This is a genomic window from Variovorax sp. 22077 (assembly GCF_052044195.1).
Taxonomy (GTDB): domain Bacteria; phylum Pseudomonadota; class Gammaproteobacteria; order Burkholderiales; family Burkholderiaceae_C; genus Variovorax; species Variovorax atrisoli.
Window position 1 is genome coordinate 1 of the sequence record NZ_JBQEQC010000041.1, and the last position, 21,032, is coordinate 21,032.

At 69.4% G+C, this 21,032-nt stretch carries 16 protein-coding genes; 2 read left to right on the forward strand and 14 right to left on the reverse strand.

Features of this window, described 5'->3' with window-relative positions:
• Positions 1 to 412: 412 nt before the first annotated feature.
• The 12 genes from ACTJLF_RS33420 to ACTJLF_RS33475 all read right to left on the reverse strand — a co-directional run bounded on the left by ACTJLF_RS33420 (position 413) and on the right by ACTJLF_RS33475 (position 17,536).
• A complete protein-coding gene (locus ACTJLF_RS33420) occupies positions 413 to 1,054 on the reverse strand; it encodes a response regulator (protein WP_126183233.1) in 642 nt (213 codons plus the stop codon).
• Positions 1,051 to 2,472 carry a cache domain-containing protein gene (locus ACTJLF_RS33425; RefSeq protein ID WP_440884786.1) on the reverse strand — a complete coding sequence of 474 codons (1,422 nt, stop codon included), beginning with the start codon at positions 2,470 to 2,472 and terminating at the stop codon, positions 1,051 to 1,053. Before ACTJLF_RS33425 ends, ACTJLF_RS33420 begins: the two co-directional genes overlap by 4 nt.
• A 37-nt stretch (positions 2,473 to 2,509) precedes the next feature.
• On the reverse strand, positions 2,510 to 3,757 hold the full coding sequence (locus tag ACTJLF_RS33430; RefSeq protein ID WP_019657820.1) for an MFS transporter: 1,248 nt from the start codon (positions 3,755 to 3,757) through the stop codon (positions 2,510 to 2,512).
• A gap of 123 nt (positions 3,758 to 3,880) precedes the next feature.
• Positions 3,881 to 4,819 (reverse strand): DedA family protein/thiosulfate sulfurtransferase GlpE, encoded by a 939-nt coding sequence (locus ACTJLF_RS33435; protein WP_126183231.1) that lies wholly within the window; start codon positions 4,817 to 4,819, stop codon positions 3,881 to 3,883.
• Positions 4,820 to 4,951: 132 nt separating this feature from the next.
• Positions 4,952 to 6,349: a heavy metal sensor histidine kinase gene (locus ACTJLF_RS33440; RefSeq protein WP_019657823.1), complete on the reverse strand. Its 1,398-nt coding sequence runs from the start codon at positions 6,347 to 6,349 to the stop codon at positions 4,952 to 4,954.
• The gene (locus tag ACTJLF_RS33445; protein ID WP_440884787.1) at positions 6,346 to 7,041 is read right to left on the reverse strand and encodes a heavy metal response regulator transcription factor; all 696 of its coding nucleotides are present in this window, start codon (positions 7,039 to 7,041) and stop codon (positions 6,346 to 6,348) included. Before ACTJLF_RS33445 ends, ACTJLF_RS33440 begins: the two co-directional genes overlap by 4 nt.
• 53 nt (positions 7,042 to 7,094) lie before the next feature.
• The gene (locus ACTJLF_RS33450; protein ID WP_440884788.1) at positions 7,095 to 10,268 is read right to left on the reverse strand and encodes an efflux RND transporter permease subunit; all 3,174 of its coding nucleotides are present in this window, start codon (positions 10,266 to 10,268) and stop codon (positions 7,095 to 7,097) included.
• On the reverse strand, positions 10,265 to 11,503 hold the full coding sequence (locus tag ACTJLF_RS33455; protein ID WP_440884789.1) for an efflux RND transporter periplasmic adaptor subunit: 1,239 nt from the start codon (positions 11,501 to 11,503) through the stop codon (positions 10,265 to 10,267). Before ACTJLF_RS33455 ends, ACTJLF_RS33450 begins: the two co-directional genes overlap by 4 nt.
• Positions 11,504 to 11,507: 4 nt before the next feature.
• Positions 11,508 to 13,013, reverse strand: a complete 1,506-nt coding sequence (locus tag ACTJLF_RS33460; protein ID WP_440884790.1) for an efflux transporter outer membrane subunit — start codon at positions 13,011 to 13,013, stop codon at positions 11,508 to 11,510.
• 478 nt (positions 13,014 to 13,491) lie between these two features.
• On the reverse strand, positions 13,492 to 14,502 hold the full coding sequence (locus ACTJLF_RS33465) for an aldo/keto reductase (protein ID WP_440884791.1): 1,011 nt from the start codon (positions 14,500 to 14,502) through the stop codon (positions 13,492 to 13,494).
• Positions 14,503 to 14,601: 99 nt separating this feature from the next.
• Positions 14,602 to 16,185, reverse strand: a complete 1,584-nt coding sequence (locus ACTJLF_RS33470) for an alkaline phosphatase D family protein (protein ID WP_440884792.1) — start codon at positions 16,183 to 16,185, stop codon at positions 14,602 to 14,604.
• Positions 16,186 to 16,255: 70 nt separating this feature from the next.
• Positions 16,256 to 17,536 carry a YVTN family beta-propeller repeat protein gene (locus ACTJLF_RS33475; protein ID WP_440884793.1) on the reverse strand — a complete coding sequence of 427 codons (1,281 nt, stop codon included), beginning with the start codon at positions 17,534 to 17,536 and terminating at the stop codon, positions 16,256 to 16,258.
• A gap of 147 nt (positions 17,537 to 17,683) precedes the next feature.
• Here ACTJLF_RS33475 and ACTJLF_RS33480 point away from each other — a divergent pair, with 147 nt between their 5' ends.
• Positions 17,684 to 18,262 (forward strand): sigma-70 family RNA polymerase sigma factor, encoded by a 579-nt coding sequence (locus ACTJLF_RS33480; protein ID WP_019657831.1) that lies wholly within the window; start codon positions 17,684 to 17,686, stop codon positions 18,260 to 18,262.
• A complete protein-coding gene (locus ACTJLF_RS33485; RefSeq protein WP_440884794.1) occupies positions 18,249 to 18,941 on the forward strand; it encodes an anti-sigma factor family protein in 693 nt (230 codons plus the stop codon). The genes ACTJLF_RS33480 and ACTJLF_RS33485 overlap by 14 nt, the downstream gene beginning before the upstream one ends.
• Positions 18,942 to 18,950: 9 nt before the next feature.
• On the opposite strand, the gene ACTJLF_RS33490 is transcribed toward ACTJLF_RS33485, so the two are convergent.
• Positions 18,951 to 20,201: an MFS transporter gene (locus tag ACTJLF_RS33490; protein ID WP_440884795.1), complete on the reverse strand. Its 1,251-nt coding sequence runs from the start codon at positions 20,199 to 20,201 to the stop codon at positions 18,951 to 18,953.
• 132 nt (positions 20,202 to 20,333) lie between these two features.
• Positions 20,334 to 21,026, reverse strand: a complete 693-nt coding sequence (urtE, locus tag ACTJLF_RS33495; RefSeq protein WP_019657834.1) for an urea ABC transporter ATP-binding subunit UrtE — start codon at positions 21,024 to 21,026, stop codon at positions 20,334 to 20,336.
• Positions 21,027 to 21,032: the final 6 nt, after the last annotated feature.

The window sequence follows — 21,032 nt, forward strand, 5'->3', positions numbered from 1 at the left end:
AAAAACTTAAATCCTCTTCGTTGACGGCAGCGACCATATGAGCCATTTGGTGTGCCCTTTCTAAGGAGTTGCACGTCACTTGGTTAGACGGCTGAGGTGTTCGCGCACCTTGGCCGTCGCCTTTTGCGCCTCACGTTCGCGTCGATGCACGTCGCACCAACAGCCCGCCGCAAGGCAATGCGGTTTCACTCAAGAGAAGTCTTTGTGTGCTCTGCCCTCCATGCCCACTTGGTGGGTCGTTCAACCACAGGGGCATTCACTGTATAGAAGACCAGGCTGCGCAGAAGTGACTTTCTGCCCAGAACCTGCTGATTCCTTCGCTTGATCGCGAAGCGGCGGCGCCAGTCCACAAAGCGCTGACAGTCGCGGGGTCGATCAGCGAAAAAGAGGCTGCAGAAGCGGCTGCGTCAACTCAGGAATCGCGCCCGAATTCGCGCGCATGTTCCACCGCGTACTTGATGAGCTCGGCCTGCCCCTCGATGCCCAGGCGGCGCTTGATGCTCTGCCGGTGCGCCTCCACCGTGCGCACGCTCAGGCCCAGGTCGCGCGCGATCTGCTTGCTCGATTCGCCTCGGCCCAGCGCCGAAAGAATCTCGCTCTCGCGCGGGGTGAGCAAGGGCCTGGGCTCCTGCGTGCGGAAGAGTTTTTTCGACACGGCGGGGCTCAGGAATGTGCCGCCGGCCGACACGGCCTCGATGGCCGCGACGATCTCCGCCGCAGGCGCGTCTTTCAGCACGTAGCCGCGCGCGCCCACCTGCAGGGCCTTCTGCACGTACTCGGGGTTGTCGTACATGCTGAGCATGACGATGTGCGTCGCGCTCTGGCGTTGCAGCAGCACTTGCGCAAGCTCGATGCCGTTCATGTCCTTCATGCCGACGTCCATCAGCATGAGGTCGGGCCGCACGCTGTCGACCAGTTCCAGCGCTTCGGCCGCGCTGCCCGCCTCGCCGACGATCTCCAGGTTGGGCATGGAGCCGAGCCGCGCGCGCAGGCCGTCGCGCACCAGCGGGTGGTCGTCGACAAGAAAGAGCCGGATGGTCTTGGCGGTGGTCATGCTTTGGCGCCTGCCGTGGGTGCGTGGGCCTGCTGTTCGTGTTCCGCCGCTGCGGCCCTCGCGCTGCGGGCGGGCACTTCGGCTTCGATGGAGGTGCGCCCGGCGTTGCTGCACATGGTGAGGCGCCCGCCGATGGCTTCCATGCGCTCGCGCATGTTGCGCAGGCCAATGCCGCGCCGGGGGTCGAGCTGCACGGCCTGGATGTCGAAGCCGGTGCCGTCGTCGCTCACTTCGAGGCGCACGCCATCTTCTTCGTCGAAGTTCAGCGCAATGTGCACGTGCTGCGCGTTGGCGTGCTTGCGCACGTTGGTCAGTGCCTCCTGCGTGAGGCGGAAGAGCGCAGTCTTCACCTCGGGCTGAAGCTCGAAGGATTCGCCGCCGATCATCATCGAGGCATCGACGCCGCCGCCCTCTTCCCTGAACTCGTCGACCAGCCGCTCCAGCGCGGCGGGCAGGCCCAGGGTGTCGAGCAAGGCGGGGCGCAGCCGGTGCGAGATGCGGCGCACTTCTATCAGCGAATCGTTGAGCCGCTGCAGCGCCTTCACCAGCGCGGGCGGCGTGGGCTGCTGCTGGCGGTCGAGCGATTCGACGGCCGATTCGATCAGCAGCTTGGCCGACACCAGCGTCTGACTGGTGCCGTCGTGCAGCTCGCGCGCGAGGTGGCCGCGCTCCTCTTCCTGCGACTGCACCACGCGGCGCGCGAGCAGCCGCAGCTTGGCTTCGGCCGTGCGGTGTTCGCTGAGGTTGAGCAGCAGGCCCGCGGCGCTGACCACGCCGAGGCACAGCGCGGCAATGCCCGCTATCCACAGCAGCGTGGCGGTGACGTTGGCGTTCACCTGCCGGTCGAGGGTGTCCATGGTCGACTGGATGTCGTCGAGGTACAGGCCGGTGCCGACCATCCAGTTCCATCGCGGCAGCGCGGTCACGTAGCCGAGCTTGGGCGCCAGTTGGGCGCTCGAGGGCTTGCGCCATTCGTACTCGACGTAGCCGCCGCCGTTCTCCTTCGCGCCCTTGATGAGTTCCTGGATGGTGTAGCGGCCGTGCGAGTCGCGCAGCTCCCAGAGGTTCTGGCCGACCAGCTCCGGCTGGCGCGAGTGCATGAGGGACTTGCCCTCCAGGTCGTACACGAAGAAGTAGCCGTCGTCGCCGTAGTTGAGCGCGGCCAGCCGGCGCAGGGCCTCGGCGCGGGTGGCCTCGTCGTCCTGGCCCGATTCGTACAGCGGCAGCAGGTTGCTCACGGCCAGGTCCACGTAGCTGCGCAGCTCGCTGCGGCGCTGGGCCATGTAGCTGTTCTCGATGAGGGCTCGCTCGCGCTGGGCGAGGTCGTTCTCCTGGTGGCGCACCGCAAGGGCCACCAGCACCAGCGCCACGAGCAGCGGTGCGACGGCAAGCGCAACGATCTTGGTGCGGAGGTTCATCGGGTGGCAAGGCTACCACCCTGGCCGCGGGCCCCGGCTAGCCGCCGACCGCTGCGGGGGCCGCGCTGCGCCTGAATTCCGTCGCGTAGTACAGCAGCGCCACCAGCACATAACCGCCACCCAGCAGGCACAGCCCGCTCCACCCGTGGAAGGCATACACCGCGGCCGCGATGCCCGAGGCCACGGCCGCGCAGATGAAGATGAAGGTCATGAACAGGCCGTTGAGCCGGCCGCGCAGCTCGGGGGCGAGCATGAAGAGGCTGCGGAAGTTGAGCACCTGGCACAGCTGCACCGCGCCGTCGAGCAGGATGCCAGCCGCGACCAGGCCGGCCAGCGAGTGGTAGTGCATGGCGACCGCGCCCAGCACGAAGGAGAACAGCGCCACCGCGATGGCGACGCCGGTGGCCGGCCGGGTCAGCCCGCGGTCGGCCAGCCGGCCGGCGATGGGCGCCATCAGCGCACCGGCGGCACCGGCCAGCGCAAAGGCCGCGATGCCGCCCTGGCCCATGCCGAATTCATGCGCCAGTGCCAGCGGCACGGCCGTCCAGAAGGCCTGGAAGCCCGAGAACATCATTCCCTGGTACAGCCCGCGCCGGCGCAGCACGGGCGTGGTCCACACGATGCCCGGCAGCGAGGCCATGGTGCGCGCGTAGCCCATCGATGCATGCGGGTGGCGCTGCGGCAGCGCACGCCACAGCACGGCGATGAGCGTGGCCATGAGCACGGCCGACACCCAGAACACCGCGCGCCAGCCCAGCGCCGAAGCCACCATGCTGGCAAAGGGCCGCGCCAGCATGATGCCGCCCAGCAGGCCGGCCATGATGTTGCCGACCACCTTGCCGCGCGTGGCCTCGGGCGCGAGGTGCGAGGCGAAGGGCAGCAGCACCTGGGCCGCGACCGCGCAGGTGCCGACCACGAAGGAAGCGGCCAGGAAGGTGACGGCCGAGTTCGACAGCGCGATGCCCACCAGCCCGATCACCGCGCCGAAGAGCGCACCGACGATGAGCCTGCGGTTCTCGACCACGTCGGCCAGCGGCACCAGCAGCAGCAGGCCCGCGCCGTAGCCGAGCTGGGTGAGCGTCATGATGAGCCCGGCCAGTCCGGCGTGCAGCTGCAGCGTGTCGGAGATGGGGCCGATGAGCGGCTGGGCGTAGTAGATGTTGGCTACGCACAGGCCGCAGGCGACGGCGAAGACCAGCGTGAGGGCCGGGCTGAGGCCCGAGGCCGCGGATTGGGCGGAATGGCCGGGGTGGGCGGCGCGTGGCGCGGAGGAAGGAGAGGACACGGAGGGATCCCGGTTGCGAGAGGTCTGCCCTCGGGTTAACCCGAGGGCCGGGCACCATAGCACGCGGGGCAGGTTTCTGCAGGCGTGGGCCTTGTGCAGGCCCTCGGAACAATGTCGTCGCCTTCAGTCGAGCGTGGTCGGCCGGCCCGAGGCCACCCAGGCGTCGAGCCCACCGGTCAGCGGCAGGGCCCGCCGCGCACCGCGCGCCAGCAGCACGCGCGCAGCCTGCGCGGCCGACACCTCGTTGGGGCAGTTGCAGTACAGCACCACGTCGCGCCCCGCCGCGTGCGACAGGTCGAGGCTGCGCTGCTGCAGCGCCTTGAGCGTGTACGACTGCGCGCCCGGAATGCGGCGCGGATCGACCTGCACGCCGGCCTTGCCGCGCACGTCGATCACCAGCGGGGGCTCTTCGCCGCTGAGCAGCTCGTGCAGCTCTTCCACCGAGATGCGGGGCATGCCCGTGAGCCGCATGAAGGCGCGGCGGCGCCAGTAGCGCACCGCCAGAATCACCAGCAGCACCACGCCCAGCGCGGCGGTGGCCACGCCGCCGGCCTGCGCCATGATGGCCAGCACCTCCTGGATCTGGTTGCGGAACACCCAGCCCAGCCCGAGGAAGAGCCCGGTCCACACCAGCGCCGCGCCCACGTCGAAGCCGATGAAGCGCCGCACCGACATGCCCAGCGCCCCGGCCATCGGCGGCGCCACCACCGACACGCCCGGCACGAACTTGGCGGCCACCAGCGAGAGGCCGCCCCAGTCGGAAATGAGCGATTCACCGCGCCGCACGCAGGAGTCGGGCGAAAGGGAGATGCGGCACAGCAGGCGCATGAAGCGGTAGCCGAAGCGCCGCCCGGCATAGAACCACGCCCCGTCGCCCAGCAGGTTGGCGATGACGGCCGCCACCACCACGCCGGCCACGGACACATCGCCCGCCGCGAGCAGCGCGCCAGTGAGCACCAGCACCGCCGCGGCCGGCACCGGCAGGCCCAGCCGCGCGGCGAAGCTGGCGGCAAAAACCACCAGGATCGCGTTCTGCACGAGCAGGGACATCAGCTGTGCCATGGCTGCCCCTGCCTTGGCCCGGATGCGGGCGGAAATTGCGGTGGTTGCGTGCTGTTCATGCCGGCAGCGATTCTCCGGCATGGCCCAAGAACGTACCGGGCACAGGCCATTGCCTGGCGCCTTCAGCCATCGTCAGCCGGCCGTTTTCTCGGGGGAGCGCGATACGCTGAAGCCGAAGGTATTCCAACCTTCTTCGCTCGACGCGGAGACCTGCCCTCCATGCATGCTCGCCACCGCCTTCACGATGGCAAGCCCCAGCCCATGGCCGTGGTGCTCGCCGCCGTCGTTGCGGGCCTCGTCGACGCGATAGAACCGGTCGAACAGGTGCTGCAGGTGCTGCGCGTCGATGGGCTCGCCGGGGTTCGACACGGTGATCCAGGTGGCAGCGGCCTCCTCGCGCAGCCTCACGGCGATCTGCGCGCCGGGCTGCGAATGCTCGATGGCGTTCTGCAGCAGGTTCGACATCGCGCGACGGAAGAGCGCGCTCTCCAGCCGGGCCTCGGCCTGCACGTCGCCCTCGATGACGACCTGGGCGCGCGTCTCGTCGAGCACGAACTCGAAGAACTCGATGGTCTTGCGCACCTCCAGCGCCACGGGCGTGAGCACCAGCCCGGTCGCCACCTCGCCGCGGTCGGCGCGCGCGAGGAAGAGCATGTCGTTGACGATGGAGCGCACCCGCTCCAGGTCTTCGAGGTTGGCCTGCAGCACCTCCTGGAACTCGACCGCGCTGCGCTGGCGCGACAGCGCCACCTGCGTGCTGCCGATGAGGTTGGCCAGCGGCGTGCGAAGTTCGTGCGCCACGTCGGCGTTGAAGGCTTCGAGCTGGCCGTAAGCCTCCTCCAGCCGGCTCAGCGCGCCGTTGAACGCTTCGGCCAGCGCCGAGAGTTCGACCGGCAGGCGCTCCACCTGCAGCCGCTGCGAAAGCGTCTTGGGCCGCAGCGCCTGCGCCTCCCTCGACAGCCGTTCCAGCGGCCGCAGCCCCAGCTGCGCGATCCAGTAGCCCGCCGCGGCCACCACCAGCACCGCGCACAACCCGAGCCCGACCAGCGCGGTCAAAAAGTTCTGGCGCGTGCGCGCATAGGGCTCGGTGTTGCGCCCGACGATGAGACGCACGGCCGGACGCTGCTCGAAGGGGTCGATGTGCACCGACAGGGTACGGAAGGGCCGCTCCTGCCCCGGCAGCTCGATCACGCTTGTGTGGCCGTTGGCCTGGCGCGTGAGGCCGTCGATCTCGGCCAGGCCCTTGCCGTACTGGAAGCGCGGGTCGTCGCTGAGCACCCAGAAGCGCACGCTGCCGTCCTCTGGCGTGAGCGCGTCCATGCGCGCCTGCACGCGCGGCCAGCGCTCGGGGCTGCCGATGGCCTTGATCCAGAACTGCAGGCTCTTGAGGGTGGTGTCGAGCTCCTCGTACTGATGCCGCTCCAGCTCGCGCGCCAGCACGCTGTGCAGCGCGAAGCCGGCCAGCGCGAAGGTCGCGAGCGCCACCGCCGCGAACATCAGCACCAGCCGCGCGGTGATGGAGCGCTTCACGGGGCCGCGCCTTCCCCTGCTCCCTCGCGCAGCTCCATCACGTAGCCCATGCCCCGGATGGTGTGCAGCAGCTTCGGACTGAAGGGCGCGTCGATCTTGTCGCGCAGCCGCTTGATGGCCACCTCGACCACGTTGGTGTTGCTGTCGAAGTTCATGTCCCACACCAGTTCGGCGATGGCGGTCTTCGAGAGGATCTCGCCCTGGCGGCGCGCCAGCACGGCCAGCAGTGCGAACTCCTTGGCGGTGAGGTCGATGCGGGTGCTGCCCCTGACGGCTTTTCGCGCCAGCAGGTCGATCTGCAGGTCGGCGATGCGCAGCTGCATCGGCTCCTGCTTGCGGCCGCGGCGGTTGAGCGCCTGCAGCCGCGCCAGCAGCTCGAGAAAGGAGAAGGGCTTGACGAGGTAGTCGTCGGCCCCTTCGTGCAGGCCCTTGATGCGGTCTTCGACGCGGTCGCGCGCGGTGAGCATGATGACCGGCGTCTGCTTCACGGCGCGCAGCGCGCGCAGCACCGAGAAGCCGTCCTGCCCCGGCAGCATCACGTCGAGCACGATCACGTCGTACTCGTGCGTGAGCGCGAGATGCTGGCCGTCGATGCCGTTGTGTGCCATGTCGACGGTGCAGCCCTGCTCGGTCAGCCCCTTGGAGAGGTAGTCCGCGGTTCTCAGTTCGTCTTCGACTATCAGGATCTTCATGGCGCTTTCTGCCCTCTTGTCTTTGTCTCCACCCCCGCGATCTCAGCCGGTGTTCATCCGTGCACCTCGGCGGGCACGGGGGCCTTGCCTTGCTTCGCTGCCTTGCGGGCCTTGCGCGCTTCCTTGCGGCGCAGGTACCAGTAGTGGGCGCGGTCGAGGTACAGGTAGACCACCGGGGTCGTGAAGAGGGTGAGCGCCTGCGAGAGTATCAGCCCGCCGACCATCGCGTAGCCCAGCGGCCGGCGCAGCTCGGAGCCGGAGCCGTGGCCCAGCATCAGCGGCAGGCCCGAGAGCAGCGCGCACATGGTGGTCATCATGATCGGGCGGAAGCGCAGCAGGCAGGCCTGGTAGATGGCGTCGTGCGGCGTCATGCCCTGCTCGCGCTCGGCCTTGAGCGCGAAGTCGATCATCATGATGCCGTTCTTCTTCACGATGCCGATGAGCAGGATGATGCCGATCAGCGCGATCACGCTCAGGTCGTAGCCGCCCGCCATCAGGATGAGCAGCGCGCCCACGCCGGCCGAGGGCAGCGTCGAGAGAATCGTCAGCGGGTGGATGTAGCTCTCATACAGCAGGCCCAGCACGATGTACACCGCCACCAGCGCCGCCGCGATCAGGTAGGGCTGGGTGGCCAGCGAATCCTGGAAGGCCTGCGCCGTGCCCTGGAACGAGCCGGTGAGCGACTGCGGCAGCCCCATGTCGGCCTGCGCCTTGTTGATGGCGTTCACCGCGTCGCCCAGCGCATGGCCCGGCGCGAGGTTGAACGAGATGGTCACGGCCGGGAACTGGCCCTGGTGGCTGATCGAGAGGTAGGCGGTCTTGCTGGTGTCCACCTTCACGAAGGTCGACAGCGGCACCTGCTGACCGGTGATGGGCGAGTTCAGGTACAGCTTGCTGAAGAGCGCCGGGTCCTGCTGCAGCGCGGGCGTGACCTCCAGCACCACGTGGTAGCTGTTGAGCTGGGTGAAGTACTGCGCCACCTGGCGCTGGCCGATGGCGTCGTACAGCGTGGCGTCGATGGTGGCCGGCGAAATGCCGAAGCTCGATGCGCGGTCGCGGTCGATGGTGAGCACGGCCGAGGCGGCGGCGTTCTGCTGGTCGGTGGCCAGGTCGGTGATCTCGGACAGCTGCCTGAAGCGCTCCAGCAGCTTCGGCGCCCAGGTGTTGAGCTCGTCGAGGTTGGCGTCGGTCACCGTGTACTGGTACTGCGTGCGCGATGCGCGGCCGCCCACGCGGATGTCCTGCCCGGCCTGCAGGAACAGGTTCACGCCCTGCACCTTGGCCAGCTGCGGGCGCAGCCGCGCGATGATCTCGTCGGCGGTGGCGGTGCGGCCCTCGTCCTTGGGCTTCAGGCTGATGTAGAAGTTGCCGGTGTTGTAGGTGGAGGAGCTTCCGTTCATGCCGAAGCCGGTCACGTCCGGGTCCTTGCGCACCACGTCGGCCAGCTCGACCATGCGGGCGTTCATCGACGCGAAGGAGGCGTCCTGCGCCGATTCGGCGAAGCCCGAGATGAAGCCCGTGTCCTGCTGCGGGAAGAAGCCCTTGGGAATGAACACGAACAGCACGCCGGTGGCCGCCACCGTGGCGATGAAGGTCATGAGCGTGATGAACTGGTGGTCGAGCACCACGTGCAGCCCGCGCTTGTAGGCGCCGAGCATCGCGTCGAAGCCGCGCTCGAAGAGCTGGTAGAGCCGCCCGTGCTTGCTGCCGTGCTCGTTCTTGAGGAAGCGCGAGCACAGCATGGGCGTGAGCGTGAGCGAGATCACCACGCTGACCACGATGGTGAGCGTGACCGTCACCGCGAATTCGCGGAACAGGCGCCCCACGATGCCGCCCATGAGCAGCAGCGGAATGAACACCGCCACCAGCGACACCGAGATGGAGATGATGGTGAAGCCGATCTCGCCCGCGCCCTTGTACGCGGCCTCGACCGCCGACATGCCCTCTTCCACGTAGCGGTAGATGTTCTCCAGCATCACGATGGCGTCGTCCACCACGAAGCCGACCGCGATGGTCAGCGCCATGAGCGAGAGGTTGTCGAGGCTGTAGCCCAGCAGGTACATCACGGCCACCGTGCCCAGCAGCGCGAGCGGCACCGTCACGCTGGGGATGAGCGTGGCCGGCACGTTGCGCAGGAACACGAAGATCACGGCCACCACCAGCGCGATGGTCAGCAGCAGCGTGAACTCCACGTCCTTCACCGAGGCGCGGATGGTCTGGGTGCGGTCGATGATGGCGTTGACCTCCACCGTCGGCGGGATCGAGGCCTTCAGCCTGGGCAGCGCGGCGTTGATGCGGTCCACCGTCTCGATGACGTTGGCGCCCGGCTGCTTGGTAATGGCCAGCACGATGGAGCGGCCGTTCTGCACGCTGCTGCCCTCGGGCGCGGCGGCGCCGGCATAGGCCCAGCCGGCGATCTTGGCGTTCTCGGGGCCGTCCACCGCCACGCCCAGGTCGCTCACGCGGATGGGCGCGCCGTTGCGGTAGGCCAGCACCACGTCGTTCCACGGCTTGGCCTTCAGCAGCTGGTCGTTCGTGTAGACGGTGAAGCTCTGGCTGGGCCCGTCGATGGTGCCCTTGGGCGCGTTGACGGTGGCCGATGCGAGCACGGTGCGCACGTCTTCCAGGCTCAGGCCCAGCGCCGCGAGCTTGGCCGGATCGACCTGCACCCGCACCGCCGGCTTCTGCACGCCGCCGATGTTGACCAGGCCCACGCCCGATATCTGCGAGATCTGCTGCGCGAGGATGTTGTCGGCGTAGTCGTTCACCTCGGTCAGCGGCAGCGTCTTCGACTGCACCGACAGGATGAGGATGGGCGAGTCGGCCGGGTTCACCTTGCGGAAGGTCGGCGGGCTCGGCAGGTTGGCCGGCAGCTGGCCGGTCGATGCGTTGATGGCGGCCTGCACGTCGAGCGCGGCGGCGTCGATGTTGCGGTCGAGGTCGAACTGCAGCGTGATCTGCGTGGAGCCCAGGCCGCTGGTCGAGGTCATCTGCGATAGCCCCGCGATCAGCGAGAACTGCCGCTCCAGCGGCTGCGCCACGTTGGACGCCATGGTCTCCGGACTGGCTCCCGGCAGGTTGGCCGAGACCTGGATGGTCGGGAAGTCGACCTGCGGCAGCGGCGCCACCGGCAGCAGCGGAAACACCGCCGCGCCGACCAGGAGGATGGCCAGCGCCAGCAGCGTGGTGCCGATGGGGCGCTTGATGAATGCGGCGGAGATGCTCAATTGCTGCTCCCGCTGCTGCTGGCGACCTTGGCTGCGTCCTTCACCGCATCCTTCACCGCGCTCTTGGCGGCGGGCGGCGGCTCGACGATGGTGGCGCCGGGCTTGAGCTTGTACTGGCCGTCGATCACCACGCGCTGGCCGGCCTCCAGGCCCTTGTCGATCACTGCGGTGCCGTCGGCGATCTGCACCACGTGGACCGGCACGTTGGCGACCTTGTTCTCTGCATCGACGGCCCAGACGTAGGTGCTGTCCTGGCCGCGCTGCACCGCTGCAGCGGGCAGCGTGAGCGAGTCGGCCCGGCGGTCGAGCTGCAGCCGCACGTTGACGAACTGGCCCGGCCACAGCGTGTGCTGCGGGTTGGCGAAGCTGCCCTTGAGCTGCACGGTGCCGCTGGTGGTGTCGATCTGGTTGTTCAGCAATATCAGCTTGCCGGTGCCCAGCATCTGCGTGCCGCTGCGGTCGTAGGCCACCACCGAGAGCGGCTGGCTGCTCTGCTGCTGCACGCGGTTGATGTCCTGCACGGCCTCTTCGGGCAGGGTGAACTGCACGGCGATCGGGTCGATCTGGTTGATGACGACCAGGCCGTTGGCATCGGTGGCGTGCACGATGTTGCCCGGGTCCACCAGCCGCGCCCCCACCCGGCCGTTCATGGGCGAGGTGATGCGCGTGAAGCTCAGCTGCACCTCGGCGTACTGCACCTGGGCCGCGTCGTTCTGCACGGCGGCTTCGAGCTGGTTGACCAGGGCTTTCTGCGTATCGACCTGCTGCTGCGTGGCGGCGTCCTCCGAGAGCAGCGTGGTGTAGCGCTTGAGGTCGGCGCGGGCGTTGGTCAGCGTGGCCTGGTCCTTCGCCCGCGTCGCCTGCGCCTGCGCGAGCTGGGCCTGGAGCGTGCGCGGGTCGAGCTGGGCGAGCAGCTGGCCGGCCTTCACGTCCTGCCCTTCGACGAAGCCGACCTTGTCGAGCTGGCCGTCGATGCGCGCCTTGACGGTCACGGTGGCCATCGAGGCGACGGTGCCGATGCCCGAGCGATAGACCTGCACGGTCTGCGGCGTGACGCGCGCGGTGGTCACCTGCACGGGCGGGCTCTTCGGCGCATCGGGCTTGGCTGCGTTGGCGGCGTGGTGCGTCAGCGCCCATGCGCCGCCGCCGAGCACGAGCACCAGGGTGGCGCTCGCGAGCCAGGTGTAGCGTCTCTGGAACAAGGAAGGCGTGGTGGTTTCTGCGTTCGTCGTCATGGCATCAATTCCCGGAAGTCTTCGGTGCGGCGTCTGCTGCGGTGACGGCAGCGGCGGCGGCATTCCAGCCGCCGCCCGTGGCCGCGATCAGCGAGACGCTGGCGGCCAGCTGGCGGCCGAGCACCTGCGCGGCCGTGCGCTGGTTGGTGAGCGAGAGCGTCTGCGCAGTGACCACGCTGAGGTAGGTGGCGGTGCCCGCGCGGTACTGGCTCAGTGCCATGCGCTCGGCGAGCTGGGCGGCGCGCACGGCGTCGGCCTGCAGCGCGGATTCGTTGTCGAGCACGCGCAGGGTGGCGAGGTTGTCTTCCACCTGCTGGAAGCCCGCAAGCACGGTCTGCTTGTATTGCGCGACAGAGGCGTCGTAGGCGGCCACGGCCTGGTCGGTGTGGGCCTTGCGCAGGCCGCCGTCGAACACCGTCTGCGCCAGTGCCGCGCCCAGCGACCACACGCGGCTGGGCGTGTTGAACAGCGTGCCCAGCGTGGCCGCGCTGAAGCCGCCGCTGGCACTGAGCACGATCTGCGGGTAGTAAGCGGCCTTGGCCACGCCGATGTTGGCGTTGGCGGCCTGCACGCGGCGCTCTGCGCCGGCGATGTCGGGGCGGCGCTCCAGCAGCTCCGAGGGCAGGCCAGCGGGCGTCACCGGCAGTTGCAGGTGCAGCGCGGCGGCCGACGAAAGCGATTCGGCGGTCGGCGGGTTCGACGAGCTTTCGAGCGGCGCCAGCGAGAACGACGCAGGCGCCTGCCCGGTCAGCACGGCGATGGCGTGTTCGAGCTGGCTGCGCTGGGCTTCGAGGTCGACGGCCTGCGCCTGCGCGGTCTTGAGCTGGCTCTCGGCCAGCGCAACGTCTGAGCGCAGCACGGTGCCTGCGGCGTACTGGTGCTGCGTGAGCTCGAGCGCCTTGGCGTAGGCGGCGGTGGTGCTGGCGTAGAGGTTGCGCTGCAGGTCGATCACGCGGATCTGCAGGTAGTCCTGCGCCAGCGTGGTCTGGATGCTGAGCCGCGCGCCGGCCAGATCGTCGGCGCTGGCCTGCACGCCGGCATTGCCGGCCTCCACCGAGCGGCGCACCGCGCCCCAGATGTCGGGCTCCCAGCTCGCGGCGAGGCCCAGGGTGTCGGTGGTGCCGAGCTTGACGGTGCCGGTGTTGTTGGTCTGCGAGCGCGTGGCGCCGGCGTTGAGGCCCACCGTGGGGAAGAAGCCCGCCCGCGCCGCGGCGGCCAGCGCCTGCGCCTGGCGGTACTGCGCCTCGGCCACGCGGATGTTCTGGTTGGCCGCGTTGGCCTGCACGATCAGCGCGCTGAGCGTGCTGTCGCCGAAGGCGTCCCACCAGGGATGGTCGGCGTCGATGGTCTGCGGGGCGGCGGTCTTCCAGGGGCCGCCGGTTTCCTTGAAGGCGGCGGGTACGTCCAGCTGCGGGCGGACGTAGTCGGGGCCGACGGCGCAGCCCGCGAGGAGCAAGGCGGCCAGCGCGAGGGCTGCGCGCGGGAGGGGAGGTACGTCGGAGAAAACCATGATGAGGGCACTCTAGGTACCCCCGTCAAACCCCTCGCTGTCGACTAACTGACAGTTCTGAAAGAAATGGCCCTCCCCAAAAAAATGGCTCTCCCCCAGGCTGCGCGCACTTCGTGTCGCTCCGCCAACCCCCTTCCGGGGGCAACACCTGCGGCCCGGCCGAGCCGGTTCCGCGGTGTTCCTGGGCTTCCTCCCTCCCCCGCTGGGGGAGGGTCGGGGTGGGGGCACGACGGCGCTCATGGAACGCGGCGCCTGTTCAAGGGCCTGCCCCCATCCCGGCCTTCCCCCAGAGGGGGAAGGAGAAAAACCTCTCAGTGGGGGGCGTCGCCCTTGCACTACTCGGCCGGTTATCTCTTCTCCCTCCCCCGCTGGGGGAGGGTCGGGGTGGGGGCACGACGGCGCTCAAGGAAGCGCGGAGCCTTTTCAAAGGCCTGCCCCCATCCCGGCCTTCCCCCGGAGGAGGAAGGAGACAAACCGCTCAGCGAGGGGCGTCGCCCTTGCGGTACTCGGCGGTCAGCTCGTCCAGCTTCTGCTTGAGCGCCGGGTCGAGCTTGTATTCCGCCGCCGCGATGGTCGCTTCGAGCTGGTCGGGGCGGCTTGCGCCGAGCAGCGGCGCGGTGATGAGCGGGTTCGCCATCACCCAGGCCAAGGCCAGGGTGGCCAGCGGTACGCCGGCTTCGTCGGCGAGCTTGTGCAGTTGCGTGACGGTGTTGAAGCTGCGCTCGTTCCAGTAGCGGTCTTGATACATGCCGCCTGCGGTGCCGAGGGTGAAGCGGGTGTTCTCCTCGGGCTTGCTGCCGGGCTTGTACTTGCCGGTGAGCAGGCCGCCGGCCAGCGGGTTGTAGGGGATCACGCCCAGGCCCTCTTCCGCCGCGAGCGGCAGCAGCTCGCGTTCGATCTCGCGGAACAGCAGGCTGTAGCGCGGCTGAACCGACACGTAGCGCGTGAGCCTCAGCAGGTCTGACTTGCCCAGCGCGCGGGCCAGGCGGTAGGCCAGGAAGTTCGACACGCCGATGTAGCGCGCGCGGCCCGACTTCACGATGGTGTCGAGCGCCTCCAGGCTCTCTTCGAGCGGCGTCTCGCGGTCGTCCATGTGCAGCTGGTAGAGGTCGACGTGGTCGGTCTTCAGCCGCTTGAGCGAGGCGTCGATGGCGTCCAGCAGGTGCTTGCGCGACGCGCCCTGGTCCCAGCTGTTGGGGCCGACCTTGTTGACGGCCTTGGTCGCCAGCACGAAGCGGCGGCGACCCGCGGGGCCCTGCTTCTCCAGCCAGTTGCCGATGATCTCCTCGGTGCGGCCTGCCGTCTCGATGGTGCCGCCGAGCGGGTAGACGTCGGCCGTGTCGAGGAAGTTGATGCCGCCTTCGGCCGCCTTGTCGAGGATCTGGTGCGATACGGCCTCGTCGGTCTGCAGGCCGAAGGTCATGGTGCCGAGGGCGAGGCGGGAGACGGTGAGGCCGGTGCGGCCGAGACGGGTGGAGGGAATGCTCATGGTGTTCGGTTCTCGCTCGGGAGGGAAGGAGATGAGATGGAAGGAAGGGAGCGGCGGCCATCATAGGCACGGCCGCGCAATCCTGCAGGCGGGCGAGGTTTAGCTGCCTTCGGCGTGCACGCCAGGCGCACCGCGCTCGACCGAGAAGCGGGCCATGGTGCCGACCGGCGAATCGGCCGTCTTCTCGTCCTCCACGGCGCGGAAATCGACCGTGGCGCCGCGCGCATCGAGCGTGGCGATCGCATAGCCGCGCCTGTCGGCCCGCCCGTAGCGCAGCTGCGGATTCTTCGAGAGCATGTTCGCCACGCTGGCGGCGCTCGGTCCTTCGGATGTGATGGCGCCGCCGACGAACTCGGTCGCGACCAGCGGCCCCTGCTGCGCATCGCCGCGCCGCAGGTCGGCCGCCCAGAAGGCGTGCACGTCGCCGCTGGCGACCAGCGTATTGCCGCCGCGCGACTTGTGTTCGGCCAGCGCGTCGAGCAGGCGCGAGCGGGCCGCGGCATAGCCGTCCCAGCCGTCCATCCAGTAGCCGTGCTCCGCTCCGCGCTTGCGGTCGGCCTCGGCCAGCAGCGTGGGCTGGGCGAGCACGGTCCATCGCGCGGGCGGCGCGGCGAGTTCGCGGGCGAGCCAGGCCTCCTGCTGCGCCCCGAAGAGGCTGCGCTCGGGCGCGAGCCGGTCGGCGCAATCGGCCAGCGGCGAGGCACTGCGGCCGGAAAGGCAGACATGGTGCGAGCGGTACTGGCGCCCGTCGGTCAGCAGCAGGTCGAGCATGCGGCCGAAGCGGTGTCGGCCGTAGATGAGCGCATCGGGGCCACGTGGACGCATGCTGGCGGGCACGGGCATGTGCTCGTACCACGCCTGATAGGCGGCTGCGCGGATCGCGAGGAACTGCGCAGGGTCGGCCGTGCGCGGCGACTCGTCGTTCGTGTAGTCGTTGGCCACCTCGTGGTCGTCCCAGGTCACGAGCCATGGGAAGGCCGCGTGCGCGGCCTGCAGCTGCGCATCGGCCTTGTAGAGCGCGTAGCGGTCGCGGAACTCGGCGAGCTGCGTCGGAATGCCGCCCTCGTGCCGGCGCACCTGGTGCGATTTGCGGGAGCTTTCGTAGATGTAATCGCCCAGATGCACCACGAAGTCGAGCGGCTGCGCGGCCATGTCTCGGTAGGCGGCGTAGTAGCCCTGCTCGTAGTGCTGGCAGGAGGCGAAGGCGAAGCGCAGCTGTTGCAGGGCCTCGTCGTTGTCGCCTGGCGTGGTGCGCGTGCGGCCGGCGGGGCTGCGCGCGCCGCCGGTGGTGAAGCGGTACCAGTACCAGCGCGCCGGCGACAGGCCCTGCACCTCGACGTGCACCGAGTGCGCGAGCCCGGCTGTCGCGACGGCGCTGCCCTTCGCCACGATGCGCCTGAAACCCTCGTCGTCGGCCACCTCCCATTTCACATCGACGGGCGCATCGCCCATGCCGCCGCCCTGCAGCGGATCGGGTGCGAGCCGCGTCCAGAGCACGAAGCCGTCGGCGCGCGGCACGCCAGAGGCCACGCCCAGCGTGAACGGATAGCGATCGCCCGATGTCGCCGCCGTGCCTGTCGTCGTCGCTGGCTGCGCCTTCAGCAGCAGGAACGGATGGCCCAGCGAAGCGGCCGCGAGCCCGCCGCACAGCAGGCGTCGGCGCGAGAGTCTTTCTTCCTTCATCCAGTGCAATGTCGTGCGCTTCGCTCGCTCCTGTCAATCGGGCGACGCATGGGCGACGGCGTGAACCCGGCTACGGCCCCACCACGGTGACCCGCGCCGTCATGTACGGATGGACCGAGCAGACGTAGTCGTACACCCCCGGCTTGTCGAAGACGCGGGCGAAGGCCTTGCCGGGCAGCAGCAGATCGATGCCGGCCGCGCCGTCCTTGAAGGCCAGGCCGTGCGGCGCGCCGTCGTCGTTCTGCCAGCTCACGCGCTGGCCGGCCTTGACGGTGATCTGCGCGGGCTCGAAGGCGAAGTTGCGGATGGTCACGTGCGCCGACCCGCCGGCGTGCGCGCCGTCCGCAGCCGCTGCAGGCGAAGCGGCAGCCGCCGTGCGCTGCAGCGCGATCTTGCGCGGCGCGTTGCCCACCTGCACCGTGCGCATCGGCCCGCCCGCGAGGTCGACCACGCTGACGTCGTTGGAGCCCTCGTTGCTCACCCAGAGCTTCCTGCCGTCGGCCGACAGGTCGAGCCAGTGCGGCTGCTTGCCCACGGGAATGCTGCGCACGGCCGTGTGCGCTGCGGGGTCGAACAGCATGACTTCGCCGGGCCCCTGCACCACCACCACGCCGCTGGCCATGCCCGCGAAGTGCTGCGCGATGTGCGGGGACACGCCCGTGGGAACCGGCGCGCCCCACTGGTTGTTGGCCGGATCGAGCACCTGCACGGCCGCAACGCCGGCCAGCGTGAGGTAGAGCGACTTGCCGTCATGGCTGAACTCGAGGTCGCGCGGCGGCTTGTCGAGCGGGATCTGCGTGACCACGGCGCGCGTCGCCATGTCGATGACCACCAGCGCGAAGTGCCCCGGCTCCTGCGATGCGACGTACGCCTGCCGCCCGTCGGGCCGGATGGCGATGGTGTGCGGCTTGGGCACCGGCACGGTGGCGCTCACGCCATGCGCCGTGGTGTCGACGAAGGCCACGCGGTCGTCGCCGTTGACGGCCACCAGCAACCACTTGCCGTCGGCAGTCATGGCCAGCCCCTGGGGGCCCTTGCCCACGTCGATGGCGCGGGTCACGCGGTCGCTCGCGGCATCGATCTCGCTCACGGCGGCGGCGCCGGAGCCGCTGACGAACACGCTGCGCCCATCGGGCGCAACGATGATGCCGTCGGGCCCCGCCGCCACCGGCAGCGTGGCCACGACGCGCTCGGTGCCGGTGTCGATCACGCTGACGGTGCTGTCCTTGAAGTTGCCGACATAGGCCCTGGGACCCGCGGCAAGCGCGGAGCCGGCCGAGGCCGCCAGGGCCGCGAAGATGACGAGGATGCGTGCGAAGCCGGGCATGGCGATCATGGTGAAGACCCTCATGGAAAGCGGAAGAGGAAGACGGAAGAAGCAGAATCCGAGAATCCGCAAAGGGCATGACGCATGGCATGCCCCGCCTATTCCAGCGGGGCCGAAAAAAAAGCTGGAATAAAACGCCGGACTGTCACGTCATGCAGGAAGAAGGAGCACTTGAGCCTGTCGACCGACCGCACACGCCAGTTCGAAGCCGCCGCGCTGCCGCATCTCGATGCGGCATGGAACCTTGCGCGCTGGCTGCTGCGCGACGACCAGCTGGCCGACGACGCGGTGCAGGAGGCCTACCTGCGCGCATTCCGCTTCTTCGAGGGTTTGCGCGGAGAGAGCGCACGGCCGTGGCTGCTGGGCATCGTGCGCAACGCCTGCTACGACTGGATGCGGCAGAACCGGCAGCTGGCCGACCAGCTGGAGTTCGACGAGCTGCGCGACAGCGAGGCGGTGTCGGCGCCCTTCTCCTCCTCCGCCGACGGTGATCCGGCGCGGCAGTGGGAGCAGCGCGTGCAGGGCGAGCGAGTCAACGCGGCCATCGACGCGCTGCCGCCGGTCTATCGCGAGGTGATCGTGCTGCGCGAGCTGGAGGAACTGCGCTACGAGGACATCGCGCGCATCGCGGGCATACCGCTGGGCACCGTCATGTCGCGGCTGTCGCGTGCGCGCTCGATGCTGCGAGAGAGCCTGCGCGACGAACGTCCCGGCGATGCGGGAGGAAGGACACGCCATGTCAATGTCTGACGAGGAACTGGGAACGCTGATCCGGCGCCACGCCGTGCGGCACATGCCGCCCGAGGGCCTGGCGGCACGCATCGCGAATGCGGTCCGCACGGAGGAAGCCGCCGCGCCGGCGCCGAAGCCCGCTCCCGCGCGACAAGGCCGCGGGCTGTGGCAGGGGCTGGCATGGTTCGGGACCGGTGCCGCCACGGCCTGGGGCCTGGCGCTCATGCTGCTGGCGACGCCGATGCCGCCTGCCGACGCGCTCGCCGAAGGCGTCACGGCGAACCACGTGCGCTCGCTGATGGCCTCGCACCTGGCGGACGTGGCCTCGTCCGACCATCACACGGTCAAGCCCTGGTTCGCCGGCAAGCTCGACTTCTCGCCGCCGGTGGTCGACCTCGCGGCGGAGGGCTTTGCGCTTGCGGGCGGACGGCTCGACTACCTGGACGGGCGCACCGTGGCGGCGCTGGTCTACCGCTCGGGGCCGCACGTGATCAACCTGTTCGTGTGGCCGGCGCCGGATGGAAAGAAAGCGCAGGCGCAAGGGCCGGTGGCTTCGGCCCGGCAGGGCTACCAGCTCGTGCACTGGACCCAGGGCGGCATGCAGGCCTGGGCGGTGTCGGATCTCAATGCGACGGAGCTGCAGAACTTCGCGGTGCTGCTGCGCGAGCGAACCGCGCCGGCGCCTTCGCCGAAGTAGCAGCCCTGTTCAGCAGGCGACGGCTGCCGGCCTGCGTGCGGCGGCACGGGCGCTCGCCACCGCCCAGCCGAAGATGCCCAGGCCGGCCAGCGCCAGCAGCGCGCCGACCCAGCCGGTCGAAGTCCAGCCCAGCCCCGCGGAAATTGCCACGCCGCCGAGCCATGCGCCCAGCGCATTGGCCATGTTGAAGGCCGAGTGGTTGAGCGCGGCCGCGAGCGTCTGCGCGTCGCCGGCCACGTCCATGAGACGGATCTGCAGTGCCGGGCCGATGGCCACGGTCGAACCGATGAGGAACACGTTGACGGCGGCCGCGACCACGTTGTGGGCCGCGAAGGTGAACACCGCGAGCACCAGCGCCGCGTAGACCATCACGCCGCCGATGGTGCGCATCACCGACTTGTCTGCCAGCCGCGAGCCCACGAGGTTGCCCACCACCATGCCGAGGCCGAAGAGCGCGAGCACGATGGGCACGCCGCTCACCGGCATGCCGGCCACCTCGATCAGCGTGGGCTTGATGTAGCTGAACACCGAGAACATGCCGCCGAAGCCGATGGCGGCGATGCCCAGCGTGAACCACACCTGCTTGCGCTTGAGCGCGCCGAGTTCGCGCCAGGGACTGGCGCCGGCGGCGGGCGCCATATCGGGGATGTCGCGGCGAAGCAGCACGATGGCCACCAGCGCGATGAGGCCCACGAACACGAAGGCCGCGCGCCAGCCGAAGAACTGGCCCAGCCACGCCGCGATGGGCACGCCCACCAGCGTGGCGCCGGTGAGCCCCAGCATCACGAGCCCCACGGCCCGCGCGCGGCGGCCCGGCGGCGCCAGCGTGGCGGCCACCAGCGCGGCCACGCCGAAGTACGTGCCGTGCGGCAGCCCCGCGGCGAAGCGCAGCAGGTTGAGCAGCAGGTAGTTGGGAGCGGCGGCGCTGGCGAAGTTGCCGGCCGCGAACACGGCCATGAGCGCGATGAGCAGCGCGCGTCGGCGCCAGCCGGCTGCGAGCACCGCGAGAACGGGGGCGCCGATGACCACGCCGATCGCATAGGCGCTGATGACGTGGCCGGCCTGCGGGATGCTCACGCCGATGTCGCGTGCGACCTCGGGCAGCAGGCCCATGATGACGAACTCGCCGGTGCCGATGGCGAAGCCGCCGACGCCGAGCGCGAGCACCGCGCGCAGGAAGTTGGCGGGCGCGCCCGAAGGCAGGGTGAAGGAAAAAATGTCGGTGGCCGCGCTGTCCTGCGCGGGTGGGGAGGCGTTCAAGGCCAGGCTCCTGGAGGGGGTGCCCGGCGGCAGCGGGCAAGGCACGATTTTAGGGTAAACCCTGAATCCGCACCGATACGCAGATGCCGAAGACCTTGTACTGGCAGGGCCGCGAAGGCCTCGCCCGTGGGCTCAGATGGCCACCAGCTGCCGCACGCCCTGTGCTTCCATGTCCTTGCCGAGGCCGCGCGCGATGACCTCGCCGCGCTCCATCACGAGGTAGTCGTCCGCCAGTTCCTGGGCGAAGTCGTAGTACTGCTCGCACAGCACGATGGCCATGTCGCCCCGGTCGGCCAGCATGCGGATGACGCGGCCGATGTCCTTGATGATGCTGGGCTGGATGCCTTCGGTGGGCTCGTCGAGGATCAGCAGGCGCGGCTTGGGCGCCAGCGCCCGGGCGATCGCCAGCTGCTGCTGCTGGCCGCCGGAAAGGTCGCCGCCCCTCCTGTTCATCATCTGCTTGAGCACGGGGAACAGCTCGTACAGCTCCGCCGGGATGGGCGTGCCGCCGCTCTTGTAGGCCAGCCCCATGCGCAGGTTCTCCTCGACGGTGAGCCGAGCGAAGATCTCGCGGCCCTGCGGCACGAAGCCGATGCCGGCCCTGGCCCGCTCATAGGGCGTGGCCTTGTGGATCGGCTTGCCTTCGAGCTCGATGCTGCCGCTCTTGATGGGCACCAGGCCCATCAGCGACTTCAGCAGCGTGGTCTTGCCCACGCCGTTGCGGCCCAGCAGCACGGTGACCTTGCCCAGCTTCGCCTCGAAGCTCACGTCGCGCAGGATGTGGGAGCCGCCGTAGTACTGATGGATGTTCTTGACTGTCAGCATCTTTCG

Excerpts from the sequence above, each read along its gene's own strand:
- ACTJLF_RS33435 (WP_126183231.1), bottom strand. The coding sequence starts at position 4,819 with ATGGCACAGCTGATGTCCCTGCTCGTGCAGAACGCGATCCTGGTGGTT.
- urtE (WP_019657834.1), bottom strand. The coding sequence starts at position 21,026 with ATGCTGACAGTCAAGAACATCCATCAGTACTACGGCGGCTCCCACATC.
- ACTJLF_RS33425 (WP_440884786.1), bottom strand. The coding sequence starts at position 2,472 with ATGAACCTCCGCACCAAGATCGTTGCGCTTGCCGTCGCACCGCTGCTC.
- ACTJLF_RS33445 (WP_440884787.1), bottom strand. The coding sequence starts at position 7,041 with ATGAAGATCCTGATAGTCGAAGACGAACTGAGAACCGCGGACTACCTC.
- ACTJLF_RS33485 (WP_440884794.1), top strand. The coding sequence starts at position 18,249 with ATGTCAATGTCTGACGAGGAACTGGGAACGCTGATCCGGCGCCACGCC.
- ACTJLF_RS33470 (WP_440884792.1), bottom strand. The coding sequence starts at position 16,185 with ATGAAGGAAGAAAGACTCTCGCGCCGACGCCTGCTGTGCGGCGGGCTC.
- ACTJLF_RS33475 (WP_440884793.1), bottom strand. The coding sequence starts at position 17,536 with ATGAGGGTCTTCACCATGATCGCCATGCCCGGCTTCGCACGCATCCTC.
- ACTJLF_RS33455 (WP_440884789.1), bottom strand. The coding sequence starts at position 11,503 with ATGACGACGAACGCAGAAACCACCACGCCTTCCTTGTTCCAGAGACGC.
- ACTJLF_RS33465 (WP_440884791.1), bottom strand. The coding sequence starts at position 14,502 with ATGAGCATTCCCTCCACCCGTCTCGGCCGCACCGGCCTCACCGTCTCC.
- ACTJLF_RS33420 (WP_126183233.1), bottom strand. The coding sequence starts at position 1,054 with ATGACCACCGCCAAGACCATCCGGCTCTTTCTTGTCGACGACCACCCG.
- ACTJLF_RS33460 (WP_440884790.1), bottom strand. The coding sequence starts at position 13,013 with ATGGTTTTCTCCGACGTACCTCCCCTCCCGCGCGCAGCCCTCGCGCTG.